This is a genomic window from Rummeliibacillus sp. GQ308 (assembly GCF_059759115.1).
On sequence record NZ_JCAXDQ010000001.1, the window covers coordinates 334,312 to 350,843 of the forward strand.

Here is a 16,532-nt window from a genome sequence, read left to right on the forward strand (position 1 = left end):
GTTAGAGCCGCTGGGTATCCGGCGGTTCTTATAAAATAAGGAGGTTACTCAATGAAACTGCATCATCTTCTTGCTCTAATCCCATTCGTCGGATTGCTAGGTGGCATTCCATTTGCTAATAAAGTGACACCGTATGTTTTCGGCATGCCTTTCCTTCTATTTTATGTGGTCTTATGGGTAGTGCTGAGTTCAGGTATTATGGCTATCGTCTTCAAATTAGACCCCGAGAATAAGAAGGAGGAAGTACAATGAATATTGCTTTAGTTATCATATTTGGATTTTTATTGCTATCCATCTTCTTGGGCGTTCGAGCACAAAAAGGCAAGGATATGAACCTTGAACAATGGACAGTGGGCGGCCGCGGATTCGGCACTATCTTTGTCTTCTTGCTGATGGCAGGGGAAATTTATACGACCTTTACATTCCTTGGTGGTAGTGGCTGGGCATATGGTAAAGGTGGTCCAACATACTACATTCTAGGCTATGGCTGTTTGGCTTATATCATGTCGTACTGGCTATTGCCAGCCGTTTGGCGATATGCAAAAGACCACAAGCTGATGAGTCAATCGGATTTCTTTGTCAGCAAATATAAAAGCCCTTATCTAGGCGTATTTGTCTCACTTGTTGGTGTGGCAGCACTTATTCCATACTTGGTCTTACAGCTTAAAGGTTTGGGGATTATTGTGGCTGAAGCATCTGGTGGCTCTATTTCTTCTACAGCTGCCATTTGGATTGGTGTAATTTCAGTAACTGTCTATGTCATGATTTCAGGTATTCACGGCTCTGCATGGACAGCGGTAATCAAGGATACGATGATACTCGGTATTGTCCTATTCTTAGGAATATATTTGCCGATGCATTATTACGGCGGTTTCCAACCGATGTTCGAATCAATTGAAGCAGCAAAACCAGGCTTCCTTGCACTTCCAGATGCAGGCTTAAGTACCTCTTGGTTTATTTCAACAGTCTTATTGACTGCACTAGGCTTTTATATGTGGCCTCATACATTCGGTACGATCTACTCTGCCGAAAATGCACGCGTATTTAAGAAAAATGCTATTATCATGCCATTGTATCAGCTAGTATTATTATTTGTATTCTTTGTAGGATTTGCCGCAATTCTTCAAGTGAAAGGCTTACAAGGAGCGGATGGAGATTTAGCTTTATTAAAACTCTCCATGCAAACCTTTGATCCATGGGTTGTCGGATTAATCGGTGCAGCAGGATTGCTGACTGCTATTGTTCCAGGTTCAATGATTATGATGTCTTCATCTACCTTGCTTGCTAAGAATGTTTATAAGGTATTTGTACCGTCAGCTACAGACCAACAAATTTCAAAATTAGCGAAAAACCTTGTGCCAGTTATGGCGATTGTTGCACTGTTCTTTACGTTCAAGGGTGGAGATACACTTGTTACACTACTGTTAATGGGCTATAGCCTAGTAACTCAATTATTCCCTGCACTTGTTTTCAGCCTTGGCAAAAAGAATCCAGTGACAAAGGCGGGTGCCTTCGCAGGTATTGCTGTCGGCGTGTTCATGGTGGCCTACATTACAATCAGTGGCTCTACAATCGGAACACTCTTCCCATCATTGCCGCAATTTGTGAAGGATCTTAACGTGGGTGTAGTAGCGTTGATCGTCAATCTTATTGTGACATTTGGCGTAAGTGCTCTAACTAAAACGCAAGCTACTGTCGAGGATTCTGTTGATAAGCAAGTAGCTTAATAGCTATAATAATTAAAGTCTTTGGCCTCTTCGGAGGTTGAAGACTTTTTTGATGGGGTAATTTACCCTCGGTGAACGTCGATTTTCCACCGTTCTTGGGCAATTTACTACCGCTCCCACAACATTTACCACCGCTTTGAGGAAATTTACTACCGAAAGAAAGCAATTTAAGTCCCCAGCATCCTCTTGTAATTCACTCATACAGTACGGTGAGTAATAGGAGAAATAATAATTTCACTTATACTGTAATTCCAAAAGATATATTGGAAATAAAATATAATAAATATTCTAAAAATTATAGATTATCAAAAAATATTGTGTTACTATGATAAAAATTACAGTGACACTGTAATTTAAAAGCATTTCAAAGGATTAAGAAGAATATGATTTACAGTACTACTATAATTTTTTAGGAGTTAGCAACATGGAAGACATCTATAAGAAAATCAAAGAATTAAGGCATCAAAAGAATTTGACATTAAAAGAGCTAAGCGAAGAGACGGGACTTTCATTAAGTTTTCTTTCACAAATTGAAAGAGGAACTTCTTCATTATCGATTACTTCGCTAAAGAAATTAGCAACTGCTTTGGATGTTCCTATGATCTACTTTTTTGAAGACGATAAAGTAAATCAGAATTATCTCATCAAAAAGCAGGAGCAAAAAACGTTAAAGGTAAATGGAGGAGAGCAGAAGTATATCCGGCTATCAGGTGCTTTTCCCGATCGTAAACTTGAACCATTATTAGTGATTCTTCCCCCTCATCTGAAAGAAGAGCATAGCTATAGCCATTTAGGCGAAGAGCTCTACTATGTTTTAGAGGGTGAAGTGATATTTACGATCAATGGGGAGTCTTATCACCTGACAGTTGGGGACACAGTCCATTTTCCGTCAGAACTTTTGCATGCATGGGAAAATCCCACTTCAAAAGAAACCAAGATTTTAAGCGTCTCAACACCTGTTATTTTTTAATTTAAAAAAGGGAGTGTAGATCAAATGAGAGTAGCAACAGATATCGGAGGCACCTTCACAGATTTAGTATACGTTGATGATAGCGGTGTTATTGGAATTGCAAAAAGTAATACGACTCCACCTAATTTTGAAAAAGGCGTTTTAGATGTAATGGAGAAGGCTGATGTTCAAAGTGGAGAGTTATCTACATTTATTCATGGTACTACCGTGATTATTAATGCTTTGACAGAACGTAAGGGTGCCAAAATGGGGTTAATTACTACAAAAGGTTTCCGCGACATCCTCGAAATTGCAAGGGGCAACAGACCGGATCTTTTTAACGTAAGATACGAAAAACCTGAACCGTTTGTTGAACGTCATTTACGCCTAGAGGTGGATGAACGCCTGAATTATAAGGGAGAGGTACTTTCACCGCTGAATCGCAAAGATATTGAAGAGTGTATACAGTACTTTAAAAGTGAAGGCGTCGAATCTATTGCTGTTTCTTACCTGCACTCCTATGTAAATTCAGCTCATGAAGAAGAGACTGTAAAAATAATTAAAGAACTATGGCCGGAAGTGTTTGTCACTGCATCAAGTGATATTACAAAAGAATGGCGTGAATATGAACGAACGAATACAGCAGTTCTAAATGCATATGTGCAACCGGCAGCTACCACATATGTGGATAAGCTGGATAGAGAATTGCAAAAACAAACAAAGAGCGATCAGCGTTACATTATGCAATCAAATGGCGGGACAACGAAGTTTAACAATGCAAAGGAAGCACCTATCAATATGGTTGAATCAGGCCCCGTTGCTGGTATCTATGGTGCTGCTGTGTTAGGTGAATTAATTGGAGAAAAGAATATTATTGCATTTGATATTGGCGGGACAACGGCTAAATGTTCACTAATCGAAAATGGAGAAGTGAAGGTTTCAACAGATTACTATATTGAAAGAGACAGCCGTAACGCGGGCTACCCTATAAAGGCACCTGTAGTCGATATCGTGGAGATCGGCAATGGAGGCGGTTCGATTGCATGGATCGATAATGCAGGTTCTCTAAAAGTAGGGCCTCAATCAGCTGGAGCTATGCCAGGACCAGTGGCGTATGGATTAGGCGGCACTGAGCCGACTACTACGGACGCTAATTTATTGGCTGGTCGCTTATCACCTAAGAATTTTGATTACGATGTGGATATGGATGAAGTGCGAGAAGCCATTCAAACAAAAGTCGGCAATCAATTTGGCATTACAGCTGAAGAAGCTGCTTTAGGCATTATTCGTATTGCCAATTCGAATATGTTGAATGCTTTAAAGTTAATCTCCATCCGTAAAGGGTATAACCCGCAAGATTTTACTTTATTAGCCTTTGGCGGAGGTGGCTCTATGCATGCGCCAGCTCTTGCTCTTGAACTCGGTGTGAAAAAAGTCGTTGTCCCAATCGCATCTCCGGTATTCTCCGCATGGGGCATGCTGATGACGGACTTGAGACATGATTATATTCAAACCTATATCAAGCGAATGAATGAACTATCTTTAGATGAAATAACTGCACAGTGGGATGAAATTGAGAATCACGCACTTCGTCATTATGAGGATGAAGGCATGACAGAAGATAAAGTAGAGTTCCATCGTTTCGCAGATATGCGTTACCTAGGTCAAGAACACACGGTAAAGGTACCAGTTCCTGTGGGGAAATGGTCGGAAGAAGATAAGAGAGACATTATTGAGAGATTCCATACTCTTCATGAAAAGAACTATACATTTAAATTAGAAGATTCTCCGACTGAAATTGTTAATTTGCACGTAACAGCTTTCGGTAAAGTACCTAAGCCGGTCATTGCAAAAATTGAACGGATAGGGACAGTCCTGGAAGCTCGTAAAGAATTCCGTTCAGTTTACTTTGAGAATAAAGGTTGGATCAATACACCAGTTTATGATCGTGAAAAGCTCCCATCTAATAAGGTCATTAAGGGACCTGCTGTAGTTGAAGAAAAAGCGGCTGTGACGGTTATTTATGAAGGCCAGCAACTGCATTTAGACACCTACGGAAACATCATTATCGAAATGGAGGAAAAGTAATATGATTACTTCTGTGAAAGTGGACCCGTTTACGCTGGAAATTGTGAAAGATTCTCTTTTGGCGGCAGGGGATGAAATGTTTATCGCTCTTGCTCGAACATCGATGAGCCCAATCATTTATGAAGTGCTGGATTATGCAAGTGGTTTAACAGACGCAAAAGGTAATCTTCTTACACAAGGTAATGGTGTCACAGGCTTCATTGGGATGCTTACATTTATGGTAAAAGAAACAATCAAAAAGTATCCCGGCGAAAAAATAAAGCCCGGCGATGTGTTTATTATCAATGATCCTTACAATGGTGGGGGCTCCCATCTATCGGATGTAGGGCTTGTAATGCCAATCTTTTACGAGGGAGAGCTGATTGCTTTTTCTGCTAACAAGGCTCACTGGACAGAAGTAGGGGGGAAAGACCCGGGCTCGTTTACGAATGATGCTGTTGATATATTCCAAGAAGGCCTGCAATTTAATTGTATTAAGCTTTATGATGAAGGCCGCCTGAATGAGGCAATCGTTGAAATCATTCGTTCTAATGTCCGTTTCCCAGACCTTTCATTAGGTGATATGTGGGCTCAGGTTGCTGCATTGCGTACAGGCGACCGCCGTATAAAGGAATTGTGTGATAAACACAGTAAGGAAACAATCGTAGCAGCGATTAATTATCTCTTAGATCATGGTGAAACCATCTCAAGACAAGAGATTAAAAAACTGCCTAAGGGTGTTTTTGAGGCTGAAGATTTTATTGATACGGATGGCATTGGCAATGGCCCGTTCAAGATTAAAGTAAAAGTAACGATTACAGATGATGAATTTATCTGCGATTTCCGAGGAAGCAGCCCGCAAGTTCCCGGTCCAGTAAACTGTTCATACACGGGTCTAATGTCAGCTGTGCGCACGATTTTCTTAGCTATTACAAACCCTGAACAAGATGTGAATGATGGTGTCTTTAGGCCGCTCCAAGTAATTGTTGATCCAAAATCGATTATGTCAGCTGAACGTCCTGTTCCAGTGTCAAACTACTTCGAGACATTATTAGGAGGTATGGACTTAGTCTGGAAAGCATTAGCTTCGCATCTTCCAAATCGCCTGACTGCAGGGCATCATTTGTCTGTATGCGCTGTAACTCTGTCAGGTAATCATCAAGATACAGACGAGCCATTCCTAATTGTGGAACCATCCGTTGGTGGATGGGGAGGCGGACAGGGCCAAGACGGAGCTTCTGGTCAATTCTGTATGGCTGATGGAGAAACCTATAATGTCCCGGTTGAAGTGGCAGAAACTCGTTATGGTGTTTTGATTGATGAATACAGCCTTCGAGAGGATGGAAATGGTGCCGGTGCAGGGGAATACATTGGCGGAAAAGGGGTCATTCGTTCATATCGTGCATTAACAGATGGACAAGCTGCTACAGTAACCTTTGGGCGTAATAAATTTTATCCTTGGGGTATGAACGGCGGTAACGAAGGCTCGCCAAATGAATTTTATATTCATAAAGCTAGTGGCGAAGTAGACGGACCATATGGTGTGTATCCGCGTTATAAACTACAAAAAAATGATGTTATTCGCTTAATGACAGGAACAGGCGGAGGATACGGAAGCCCGGAAAAACGCCCGGCAGAACAGGTAGCCAAAGACGTAAAAAATGGATATTTCACCATTGAAGAAGCGAAGGAACACTTCCAAGTGGAAGTAAATCCGATTACCTTTGACTATAAAGAGCTCCCTAGAAGATCATAATTGGAGGAATGAGTATGAAAATCGAACAACCAAAGATTACAGAGGATATTGTACAGGTTCTCTTCCAAAATCAGTTTCAAGATGCAGAAGTAAAGTTTGGTTATGTTACCATTCCAGCCGGTGAACGGCTTCCTTTAGACGGAACGACTGTTCATGAAGAGCATGAATACTCCTTTATTATTAAAGGTTCTTTATCTGGCGAAAGTGGTGGGAATCCATACAAGATTCAAGCAGGTGAAGCCTCCTATATTCCAGCAGGCGAATACCATTGGTGTGTAGGCGGAGAAAATGATTGCGAATTAGTATATGCCTTAGTGAAATCTAAGTAATGCAAAGAGAGAATAGAAGCTTTTACAAGTTTTCTATTCTCTCATTTTTATATGAAAAGGAGGAAACATATGGCACAACCGAATACAGTAGAGGTGGAGGAAAAAACGAACAAAACGAGTGCTGAAGGTTTTATGGAACAAGACCAAGCGTTGGATTCAATTCCAGAATCTCAGCGACAGCATTGGCTGACACCAGCCATGATTTTTGGCGGTTTAGAATTTACCATTCCGGTTTTGATGGTAGGAGCTTCTCTTGCTGCTAGCTTTGGATTGTCTACCATTCTTGTGATACTGATTATTTCACTATTCGGTATTCAGTGGATTGGAAATACGCTTCAAGGATATATCGGCGCTAAAACAGGAAGAGCCTCTTCCGTTATAGCGAAGACGAGCTTTGGATCTGTGCAAGCAAAAGTCTTAGTCGGACTGACGATTTTCCTTGTTTCACTTGGCTGGTGGGCAGTTCAAACGGCAGTTGCGGGGAATGCTATATCAGCGATGTTTGGGATTGATTATAAGAATAACTGGATAGGGTGGGCCGTTGTCACGGTTATTTGTGGTTTGCTCTTTGCATTGCCTTCTATTATTGGCTATAGCTCAATGAAATGGACAGATTATATCGCTGTACCAGCAGGCTTACTTTTGATTGCTGGAGGAATATACTATGCCTTAAAGAATACAGGGTGGGAAACCATTAGTTCCTGGCATCCTGAGCCTACCATGTCTATATGGGCGGCTATCAGCCTTGTTATTGGGGTGAATGTTTCTCAGTGGGTGATCGCATCAGATTACACGCGCTATGCAAAACCAACTTGGAAGGATAACTTTATCATTCCGAGTGGCATCATATTAGTTGGATTCCCTCTTTTCATTGTCGGAGCAATAATGGCAGTAGGCGTAGGTGATGCTGATATTGTGAATGTGATGATGGGCATGGGTTTTCCGATTTGGGGATTTCTAATCCTATGGTTTGCTACATGGACCTCACAGCTTGTAAATAACTATAGCATGGGTCTCGCCTTAGCAAATGTTTTGAATGTGAATTCCGGTAAGGGGCGTGCGCTTTTAACATTATTAGGAACAATACTCGCTATAATAGTTGCACTATTGGGAATTCTTGACCACTTTATGGACTTCTTGTATTTAACTGCTCTATTGTATCCAGCAATCGGTGGAGTAATGATGGCGGACTTCTTCATGATTCGTAAACAGGAGTGGGAAGATAAGAATGGATGGAACTGGATGGCAACGATCGCTTTAGTTGCCGGTATCTTTGTTGGCTATTTGACGCAATATGTATATAATGTAGGGCTCCCAGCAGTCCAATCGCTATTGGTTTCTGCGATTGTCTATATGATTGCTATGCGTGTTAAAAAGAATATTGCACCTGACCATTTTACTGTTTAATGATGAATAAATTAAAACCCAAGATTGCTATTTCTACAGCAATCTTGGGTTTATTTTTAATTCCAATGAAATGGCGGAATAAAATCGAATGATACAAATAAGAAATAGGTGATTGCCACAAACAGAAGATAAATTATCATAAATAAAAGAGTGATAATATATTCTCTTTTATCTCTAGCAAATAACCATTCCATAAAACCGCGGAACAGATTCAGTATAATCAAATAAAGCAGCACAATTAAAAAAGTATACTTAGAAAAAAGTATGATTGAAATGAAGAAAAGTCCAAGCAGCGTCCATTCTAAACGTTTATGTAGTAGATTGATAGGCTTATAAATATAACCATTTCTTTTGACGTTAAAGGTTTTTCGAAGTAGATATTCGATAATCCAACCGCCAACTAATAATAAGGTAAGGAAAATTAAGAATTTCATCGTAATGTACCCTCCTTCGTATAGGAGTATTGTGTTTTAAGAATTACTCATCTCATGCAGCCGAACTTTCTTCATGAACTTCAGCGTCTTCTTTTGCTTTAAAAATAGAAAACAAGTAGCAGCCTGCAATGACGATGATGCTGCCGATCACTTGGATGAACGTCATTCGTTCACTTAAAAGTAAAAAAGATAAGATGGCTGTAAAAATAGGATTGAAATTCAAGAAAAGGCCAGCAGTTGTTGCGCCGATTTTTTGTACGCCAATATTCCAAAGCACCATACATAGGACTGTAGAGATCAGCCCGGTATAAAAAAGGGCACCCAAGAAGGATGGATTGACATTGGTGATGTGGAAGTCAGCCACATTAAAAGGAATTATGGCGATTAGCCCAAAAATACCTGAATACAAGGTAGCCATTAACGGTGTGGTTTTCGCCATCGACCATTTACTAAAAACAGAATAAAGCCCCCAAATCAGAACAGCCGCAATCATCCACAAATCACCCACATTGAATTGAAAGGCGAGAAGTAAGCCTAATTTCCCTTTTGTCAGTACAAGCAAAACGCCAAAGAAAGAGGAGGCCATTGCGAGTGTTTGTAATGGAGCAATCCGCTCTTTTAATAGAAAAAAAGAAAAGACAGCGATTGAAATGGTATTAAGTGTGGAGATTAACCCAACATTTGTCGCCGAAGTATGTTCGAGCGCTAAAAATTGAAAAATATTAAATAATACCACGCCTGTCACACCCATCAGTATAAGTGGTAGAATGGCACTTTTTGATGGCAACAGCTTCTTTTCTTTCCACCATACAAAAGGTAGGAGACAAAGTACAGCAATCAACCATCTTAAAGTAGTCAAGGTAATGGGGCTAGCATGGTCTACAAGTGATTTTCCCACTACAAAATTCCCCGCCCATAGAAAACTCGTCAATAACAATAAACATACATACAACATAGGCAAGGTAGCCAGCTCCTTTATTTAAGTATAGCTAATTATAACAGGCATTTCTGAATTTTGAATAAATAAAATTACCCATATAAAGGCCACTCTATATTCCAATGTCCATCAAAGAATTATCACAGCAATAAAAAAACATGCTATATGCCTCTTCTGCAAAATGGTTATACCACTTTTATCTGGTATCTATGAAGGATTATTGATATTCTCTGAAAGAATTCGGTTCTAATAGACTTTCCTCATCAATATAATAGGTCAAACATTTGAACGAATTTTATTGATGAGAAGAGGTGCATAAAGATGAATCCATTGAAACTTGTAGATGTTTACCGCGGGAAAAAGATAGAAAGCTCTCATTTTGGACATGTAGCAGTTGTTGATTCGGCAGGTACATTACTATATGCAGCGGGTGACCCATATCGAGAAACCTATGCTCGTTCTGCAGTGAAACCGTTGCAAGCTATGCCGATTGTGGAAACGGGAGCAGCGGATCGATATGGGCTAAGTGAACAGGACCTCTCCTTATGTTGTGCATCACATAGCGGAGAAGCACAGCATACCGATCGCGTTATAGCGATGTTAAAAAGGACAGGCATAGAAGAAGCGGCCTTGCAATGCGGCACCCATATTCCTCATTCGCAGGAAACTTATAAACAGCTCATGACAGCCGGAAAGGAACTGACCCCTTTATATAATAATTGTTCAGGGAAGCATACAGGCATGCTAGTGACAGCAAAGCATAACAGTGAATCACTGGAAGACTATTATTTACCTGATCATCCTGTCCAACAACGTATCATGAAGGTGATTTCTGAGGTGACTGAGTATCCAATTGAAAAAATAAAGATTGGGATAGACGGTTGTGGAGTGCCGGTACATGCATTGCCATTAGAACGATTAGCATATGGATTTGCAAGAATGACTCGTCCAAACACATTTTCAGACAGCCGGACCGAAGCGGTTAATCGAATCACTACCGCTATGATGAAATATCCGGAAATGGTTGGTGGGACGGCCCGTTTTTGTACAGATTTTATGAAAGCTGCCGCAGGAAGAATGTTTGGAAAAGCAGGAGCCGAGGCTGTGTACTTAATTGGCGATAAAGAAACTGGCGTCGGCATTGCTATAAAGGTAGAAGACGGGAACAGCAGGGCCGTTTATCCAACAGCATTAGAGGTACTGAGACAGTTGGATTTATTAGATCAAGAACAATTGAATCATTTAAGGCAATATCATCAGCCAGTTTTAAAAAATGCCCGACAAGAGGATATAGGGCAACTTGTTCCATCTTTTATTTTGCGAAAGTGTTAGAAGCAGGGAAAATAAAAATGTCGAGGGGGAAGGGAAATGTTTAAGAAAAGATGTCTATTTGTATGGTTAACTAGTTTATTGGCAGTACTCCTTGTGCTTGCAGGGTGTTCTGGTTCCACAAGCAAAGAACCTAATCCATCCAAGAATGCAAATCCTAAAAACCAATCGCTTGCAAAGAAAGAAGGCAACTCTCTTACGATTGCCATTAAAGATAATCTTGTGAGCATGGATCCACAAGACACAAATGATACACTGTCTGGTTCCATTCAATCCACCATGTTAGAAGGACTTGTTGGCTTTGATAAGGATATGAAAATGATTCCTGTATTGGCGGAAAGCTATAAAGCTAGTAAAGATGCAAAAGAAATCACCTTCAATCTGAGAAAAGGAATAAAGTTTCACGATGGTGCTCCATTTAATGCAAAAGCTGTAAAGGTCAATATCGATCGTGTAGCAAATCCGGATAATAAATTAAAACGTTATAGCATGTTCGAGCTTGTGGAGAAAACAGAAGCGATCGATGATTACACCTTCAAGGTGACATTAAAGAAACCATTTGGTGCAATGCTGAATAACTTCGCCCATCCAGCGGCAAGAATCATGAGCCCTAAAGCCATTAAAAAGTATGGAAAAGATGTTGCAACACATCCAGTTGGCACAGGTACATTCAAATTTTCTGAGTGGGATCAAAGTGATCATTTAACAGTTGTAAAAAATCCAGATTACTGGCAAGAAGGATTGCCGAAAGTTGATGACATAAAGTTTAAGCCAGTGCCTGAAAATGGTGCACGTGTAGCCATGCTTCAAACAGGCGAAGCTGATTTCATTTATCCAATTCCAACTGAACAAGCTGCTCAAATAAACGGTAAAAACGGAATTGTCGTCGAAAATAAACCATCCATTGTGGCCCGGTATATGTCAATGAATACCACGAAGAAACCCTTTAATGATGTGCGAGTACGCCAGGCAATTAACTATGCTATCAATAAGGAAGCATTTTTAAAAGTGGTTTACCGCGGATATGGAAGTGTAATGGACTCCATTATTCCAGAAGGTCTCCAATTCTATTCTAAGCAAACACCATATCCTTATGATCTTGAAAAAGCAAAAAAATTGTTAAAAGAAGCAGGATACGAGAATGGTTTTGAAACAAAAGTATGGGGTGCGAACAACTCGGATGCTATGAAGGCAATGGAATTCATACAACAGCAACTGAGCCAAGTCGGTATTAAAGTAAACGTGGTCCCGATGGAATCCGGGACACTTTCAGATAAAATTTGGTCTGTGCAAAATGCAAAAGATGCTGAGGTAGAGCTTTACTATGGCGGTTGGTCTTCTTCTACAGGTGATGCAGACTGGGGAATCCGCCCACTGCTAGCGGGTGATTCAGCTCCTCCAACATCTTATAACGTATCATATTATGAAAATAAAAAAGTAGATGAATTAATTGATGCAGGCCTTCAAACAGCAGACCAAGAAAAACGCAAAGAAGCCTATGCTGAAATGCAAGAAATTATTTGGAAGGATGCACCATGGGCGTATCTCATGGTTGAAGATACAATGGCAGGCAAAAAGAATTATTTAGAAGGCGTCTATTTACTTCCCGATGGTGCGCTGAGCGCAAGTGAAGCTGAAATTAAAAGATAACACATAGTGAAGAGCGCTAGTTGCAAAATTAGCGCTCACTATTATAAGAACCTTTACTAACAATCTTCGAGGGGGAGGATTATGTTTCACTATACGATTAAGCGCTTATTAGGGATTATTCCAACTCTCTTCATTGTCTCTATTTTTATATTTATGTTTGTGCATATGATTCCAGGAGATCCTGCAAGACTAGTAGCAGGACCTGATGCGAGCTATAAAGATGTAGAACTTGTACGGCAAGAATTGGGTTTAGACCAACCAAAAGTTAAACAATACTTTGTATATCTAGGGAAAATACTACAGGGTGATTTAGGTACATCAATGAAAACCAAAAGACCTGTATTTGATGAGATAGCGGACAGATTTATGCCCACCTTCTGGTTAACAATTTGGAGTATGGTGTGGGCAATTGTTTTTGGATTGCTGATAGGAGTCATTTCAGCCACAAAGCGAAACAAGTGGCAAGATTACACAGGGATGTTTGGAGCTGTTTCAGGGATCTCATTACCATCCTTTTGGCTAGGTTTAATGCTCATTCAATTATTTTCAGTAAAGCTTGGATGGTTTCCAACAGGAGGAATTGAGTCTTGGAAAAGCTATATTCTTCCTTCAGTCACTTTAGGAGCAGGAGTAGCTGCTGTTATAGCGCGTTTTACACGATCTTCTTTAATGGACATTCTAAGAGAAGATTATATTCGGACTGGAAGGGCGAAGGGGCTTAAAGAAAATGTAGTGGTGTGGAATCATGCTTTAAAGAATGCCATGATACCAGTAATAACGATGACTGGATTACAGTTTGGCTTTTTATTGGGAGGATCTATTGTCGTGGAAACTGTATTTAGTTGGCCTGGATTAGGACGTTTGTTAATTGATTCAGTATCGTTCCGCGATTATCCAGTCATTCAAGCAGAAATGCTGCTTTTTGCATTAGAGTTCATTTTGATTAATCTAATTGTGGATGTTTTATATGGGATGATGAATCCGCAAATTCGCTATAAATAATAAAGAGGGGGTAGAGAGTTGAAAAATGGTACTGTGGATCTTCATTTAAAAGATGGCCGACAAGAAGCCGAAAAAGTCCGAACCCCGTTTTTAGAGTTCTGGAGAAAATTTAAGAAACAGCGTATTGCAATGATTGCTGCCTTTTTTATTGGATTCTTATTTATTGTGGCGCTATTAGGTCCATTTATTGCACCATATTCAGCTGTAGAGCCGGATTATGAAAATATTTTGAGTTCACCGTCCATGCAGCATTTAGCTGGCACAGATGCATTTGGAAGAGACATCTTTAGCAGAATTATCGAAGGAACAAGAATTTCTCTTTTTGTCGGATTAAGCTCTGTATTTTTCAGTGCTGTTCTTGGAACAATTTTAGGCTTAGTCAGTGGTTATTATGGTGGCTGGCTCGATAATATGATTATGCGAATTTGTGATGTTTTATTTGCCTTTCCCGGCATTTTACTCGCTATTGGGATTATCGCTATCTTGGGGCCAGGGTTAGGGAATGTCGTGATTGCTGTTGCTATTTTTGGTATACCGACTTTTGCGCGAATTGTCAGAAGCAGTACTCTCTCGATTAAAGAAACGTTGTATGTTGAATCGGCCAGGTCAGTTGGAGCATCAGCAAAAAGGATTATATTTAAACACATTTTCCCCAGCACCCTCTCAAGTATCATTGTCTATTTTACGATGCGAATTGGCACAGCGATTTTAACAGCTGCAAGTCTGAGCTTTTTAGGATTGGGTGCTCAGCCGCCATCTCCAGAATGGGGTGCCATGCTCAGTGCAGGGAGAGATTTTCTAAACACGGCTCCCCATGTTACGTTTTTCCCCGGTCTATCCATATTTATTACGGTTCTTGCTTTTAATTTGTTAGGTGATGGATTACGAGATGCGCTCGATCCGAAGATGAAAGATTAATAGATAGGGAGCGATCATATGAGTAATAGGTTATTAGAGATATCTAATTTAAAAACTTATTTTTTCGTTGATAATCAACAAATACCTGCAGTGAATGGCGTTGACCTATTTATCAATGAAGGAGAGACACTGGGCATTGTGGGTGAATCCGGATGTGGTAAAAGTGTAACGTCGCTTTCTGTTATGGGCTTGCTTGGTCATACACCTGGTAAAGTCGTAGATGGATCCATCAGGTTCAAAGATAGTGATCTTTTAACCCTGCCAGAAGACAAAATGCGTAAAATACGAGGCAATGAAATAGCTATGATCTTTCAAGAACCTATGACATCGCTTAATCCAGTTTATAAAATTGGTAAACAAATTGGAGAGGCTGTTAGGCTACACTTGAAGTATGACAAGAAAAAAACGCGAGAACACGTCATCAACATGTTAAAACTTGTTGGTATACCTAGAGCAGAAGAGATTATCGATGAATTTCCCCACCAACTTTCCGGCGGCATGAGACAGAGAGTAATGATTGCGATGGCCATGTCTTGTAATCCTACATTATTAATAGCAGACGAACCAACAACCGCATTAGATGTAACCATACAGGCTCAAATATTAGAAATCATGAAAAAAGTGAAACAAGAAAAGGGAACAGCTATGATGCTGATCACTCATGATTTAGGGGTAGTGGCCGAAATGTGTGATCGTATTGTCGTTATGTACGCGGGCAAGGTGGTAGAAGAGGCGGATGTCTTTGAACTATTTGAAAATCCGAAACATCCTTATACAAAGGGCTTGTTAAATTCTGTTCCAAAATTAGGATTGAAATCAGAGCGGCTTACGTCTATTCCGGGTAATGTTCCGACTCCTGCTAATATGCCAAAGGGCTGCAAATTTGCTCCGCGTTGCATAGAAGTAATGGAGATTTGTAAAACGGAAGATCCAGAGTTGAGCCAGATTTCGAATGGACATCAGTGTCGCTGTTTCCTTTATGAGGATGAATTTGTAAAGGAGGCAAAGTAAATGACAGAGCTCTTATTGGAAGTCAAAAATCTAAAAAAACATTTTCCAGTCAACAAAGGTTTGTTTGGGCAGAAAAAGTCTTTTGTTCGAGCAGTGGACGGAGTATCGCTTACTATCGAAAAAGGAGAGACGTTAGGGTTAGTTGGGGAAAGTGGATGCGGCAAGTCTACGACTGGACGAATGATTACAAGACTGCTTGCACCGACTGAGGGAGAAATCTTGTTTGACGGAAGAGATCTTAGTAAGTTAAACGATAAACAAATTCGAGAGGCAAGAAAAGAATTACAAATGATCTTTCAGGATCCATATGCCTCCTTAAATCCACGAATGACGATAGGCGAAACTATTGCTGAGCCCTTAATTGTTCATAATATGATGAACAAAAAAGACAGAATAAAAAAAGTACATGAATTATTAGAATGTGTTGGGCTTACATCCTATCACGCCAATCGTTATCCACATGAATTCAGTGGTGGACAAAGGCAACGAATTGGGATTGCGCGAGCGCTTGCTGTCAATCCGAAATTGATAGTAGCAGATGAACCTGTGTCTGCATTGGATGTGTCCATTCAATCGCAAGTGTTGAATCTCATGCAAGATTTACAAGAGGAATTTGGGTTAACTTATCTCTTCATATCTCATGATTTAAGTGTTGTCGAACATATCAGTGATCGGGTAGGTGTAATGTATCTTGGTAAATTAGTAGAGATTGCTCGGAAGGAAACATTGTACGAAAATCCAAAGCATCCATACACCAAAGCCTTAATGTCTGCTGTGCCAATAGCTAATCCGCGTGTGAAAAAAGAACGGATTGTTTTACAAGGAGATATACCAAGCCCATCAAATCCACCAACTGGTTGTACGTTCCACCCACGCTGCAATGCCTGTATGGAAATATGCAAAACCGAAGTTCCTGTATTAAAGGAAACTTCTCCAGGCCATTTTTCTGCTTGTCATTTATATTGAAAAGAGATAGTCTTCAATTTATATAATAGACAAATTTTGGTGGTGAAAAG

Annotated in this window: 15 protein-coding genes; 13 read left to right on the forward strand and 2 right to left on the reverse strand. The window is 40.2% G+C overall.

Annotated features, from left to right (window positions below):
* Nucleotides 1–51 precede the first annotated feature (51 nt).
* From AC6CHJ_RS01645 to AC6CHJ_RS01675, 7 genes are all read left to right on the forward strand, one after another.
* The gene (locus AC6CHJ_RS01645) at nucleotides 52–252 is read left to right on the forward strand and encodes a DUF3311 domain-containing protein (protein ID WP_251645232.1); all 201 of its coding nucleotides are present in this window, start codon (nucleotides 52–54) and stop codon (nucleotides 250–252) included.
* A complete protein-coding gene (locus AC6CHJ_RS01650; RefSeq protein WP_498287089.1) occupies nucleotides 249–1,727 on the forward strand; it encodes a sodium:solute symporter family protein in 1,479 nt (492 codons plus the stop codon). The genes AC6CHJ_RS01645 and AC6CHJ_RS01650 overlap by 4 nt, the downstream gene beginning before the upstream one ends.
* A gap of 424 nt (nucleotides 1,728–2,151) precedes the next feature.
* Nucleotides 2,152–2,697, forward strand: coding sequence for a helix-turn-helix domain-containing protein (locus tag AC6CHJ_RS01655; protein WP_498287090.1), 546 nt, complete (start codon nucleotides 2,152–2,154; stop codon nucleotides 2,695–2,697).
* 24 nt (nucleotides 2,698–2,721) lie between these two features.
* Complete coding sequence (locus AC6CHJ_RS01660) at nucleotides 2,722–4,764, forward strand: hydantoinase/oxoprolinase family protein (RefSeq protein ID WP_392995224.1); 2,043 nt, start codon at nucleotides 2,722–2,724, stop codon at nucleotides 4,762–4,764.
* Between the two features lies 1 nt (nucleotide 4,765).
* Nucleotides 4,766–6,499 (forward strand): hydantoinase B/oxoprolinase family protein, encoded by a 1,734-nt coding sequence (locus AC6CHJ_RS01665; protein WP_150283553.1) that lies wholly within the window; start codon nucleotides 4,766–4,768, stop codon nucleotides 6,497–6,499.
* Nucleotides 6,500–6,513: 14 nt separating this feature from the next.
* Nucleotides 6,514–6,828 carry a cupin domain-containing protein gene (locus AC6CHJ_RS01670; protein WP_066784157.1) on the forward strand — a complete coding sequence of 105 codons (315 nt, stop codon included), beginning with the start codon at nucleotides 6,514–6,516 and terminating at the stop codon, nucleotides 6,826–6,828.
* A gap of 69 nt (nucleotides 6,829–6,897) precedes the next feature.
* Entirely contained in the window at nucleotides 6,898–8,235 is a 1,338-nt protein-coding gene (locus AC6CHJ_RS01675) for a purine-cytosine permease family protein (RefSeq protein WP_498287091.1), read from the forward strand.
* A gap of 56 nt (nucleotides 8,236–8,291) precedes the next feature.
* On the opposite strand, the gene AC6CHJ_RS01680 is transcribed toward AC6CHJ_RS01675, so the two are convergent.
* Nucleotides 8,292–8,669 (reverse strand): DUF4181 domain-containing protein, encoded by a 378-nt coding sequence (locus AC6CHJ_RS01680; protein ID WP_392995218.1) that lies wholly within the window; start codon nucleotides 8,667–8,669, stop codon nucleotides 8,292–8,294.
* Between the two features lie 52 nt (nucleotides 8,670–8,721).
* Nucleotides 8,722–9,624, reverse strand: a complete 903-nt coding sequence (locus AC6CHJ_RS01685) for a DMT family transporter (protein ID WP_498288499.1) — start codon at nucleotides 9,622–9,624, stop codon at nucleotides 8,722–8,724.
* Between the two features lie 303 nt (nucleotides 9,625–9,927).
* Here AC6CHJ_RS01685 and AC6CHJ_RS01690 point away from each other — a divergent pair, with 303 nt between their 5' ends.
* From AC6CHJ_RS01690 to AC6CHJ_RS01715, 6 genes are all read left to right on the forward strand, one after another.
* The gene (locus tag AC6CHJ_RS01690) at nucleotides 9,928–10,938 is read left to right on the forward strand and encodes an asparaginase (RefSeq protein WP_392995216.1); all 1,011 of its coding nucleotides are present in this window, start codon (nucleotides 9,928–9,930) and stop codon (nucleotides 10,936–10,938) included.
* A 36-nt stretch (nucleotides 10,939–10,974) separates the two neighbouring features.
* The gene (locus AC6CHJ_RS01695) at nucleotides 10,975–12,585 is read left to right on the forward strand and encodes a glutathione ABC transporter substrate-binding protein (protein ID WP_498287092.1); all 1,611 of its coding nucleotides are present in this window, start codon (nucleotides 10,975–10,977) and stop codon (nucleotides 12,583–12,585) included.
* Between the two features lie 81 nt (nucleotides 12,586–12,666).
* Entirely contained in the window at nucleotides 12,667–13,587 is a 921-nt protein-coding gene (gene gsiC / locus AC6CHJ_RS01700) for a glutathione ABC transporter permease GsiC (protein WP_147195198.1), read from the forward strand.
* A 33-nt stretch (nucleotides 13,588–13,620) separates the two neighbouring features.
* On the forward strand, nucleotides 13,621–14,505 hold the full coding sequence (gene nikC / locus AC6CHJ_RS01705) for a nickel transporter permease (protein WP_249775970.1): 885 nt from the start codon (nucleotides 13,621–13,623) through the stop codon (nucleotides 14,503–14,505).
* 18 nt (nucleotides 14,506–14,523) lie between these two features.
* Nucleotides 14,524–15,516, forward strand: coding sequence for an ABC transporter ATP-binding protein (locus AC6CHJ_RS01710; RefSeq protein ID WP_392995211.1), 993 nt, complete (start codon nucleotides 14,524–14,526; stop codon nucleotides 15,514–15,516).
* A complete protein-coding gene (locus AC6CHJ_RS01715) occupies nucleotides 15,517–16,482 on the forward strand; it encodes an ABC transporter ATP-binding protein (protein WP_392995209.1) in 966 nt (321 codons plus the stop codon).
* The last annotated feature ends 50 nt before the right edge of the window (nucleotides 16,483–16,532 follow it).

Bases quoted from the DNA above. Each gene is read 5' to 3' on its own strand.
- AC6CHJ_RS01645 (WP_251645232.1), top strand. From the start codon at position 52: ATGAAACTGCATCATCTTCTTGCTCTAATCCCATTCGTCGGATTGCTA.
- AC6CHJ_RS01650 (WP_498287089.1), top strand. From the start codon at position 249: ATGAATATTGCTTTAGTTATCATATTTGGATTTTTATTGCTATCCATC.
- AC6CHJ_RS01655 (WP_498287090.1), top strand. From the start codon at position 2,152: ATGGAAGACATCTATAAGAAAATCAAAGAATTAAGGCATCAAAAGAAT.
- AC6CHJ_RS01660 (WP_392995224.1), top strand. From the start codon at position 2,722: ATGAGAGTAGCAACAGATATCGGAGGCACCTTCACAGATTTAGTATAC.
- AC6CHJ_RS01665 (WP_150283553.1), top strand. From the start codon at position 4,766: ATGATTACTTCTGTGAAAGTGGACCCGTTTACGCTGGAAATTGTGAAA.
- AC6CHJ_RS01670 (WP_066784157.1), top strand. From the start codon at position 6,514: ATGAAAATCGAACAACCAAAGATTACAGAGGATATTGTACAGGTTCTC.
- AC6CHJ_RS01675 (WP_498287091.1), top strand. From the start codon at position 6,898: ATGGCACAACCGAATACAGTAGAGGTGGAGGAAAAAACGAACAAAACG.
- AC6CHJ_RS01680 (WP_392995218.1), bottom strand. From the start codon at position 8,669: ATGAAATTCTTAATTTTCCTTACCTTATTATTAGTTGGCGGTTGGATT.
- AC6CHJ_RS01685 (WP_498288499.1), bottom strand. From the start codon at position 9,624: ATGTTGTATGTATGTTTATTGTTATTGACGAGTTTTCTATGGGCGGGG.
- AC6CHJ_RS01690 (WP_392995216.1), top strand. From the start codon at position 9,928: ATGAATCCATTGAAACTTGTAGATGTTTACCGCGGGAAAAAGATAGAA.
- AC6CHJ_RS01695 (WP_498287092.1), top strand. From the start codon at position 10,975: ATGTTTAAGAAAAGATGTCTATTTGTATGGTTAACTAGTTTATTGGCA.
- gsiC (WP_147195198.1), top strand. From the start codon at position 12,667: ATGTTTCACTATACGATTAAGCGCTTATTAGGGATTATTCCAACTCTC.
- AC6CHJ_RS01710 (WP_392995211.1), top strand. From the start codon at position 14,524: ATGAGTAATAGGTTATTAGAGATATCTAATTTAAAAACTTATTTTTTC.
- AC6CHJ_RS01715 (WP_392995209.1), top strand. From the start codon at position 15,517: ATGACAGAGCTCTTATTGGAAGTCAAAAATCTAAAAAAACATTTTCCA.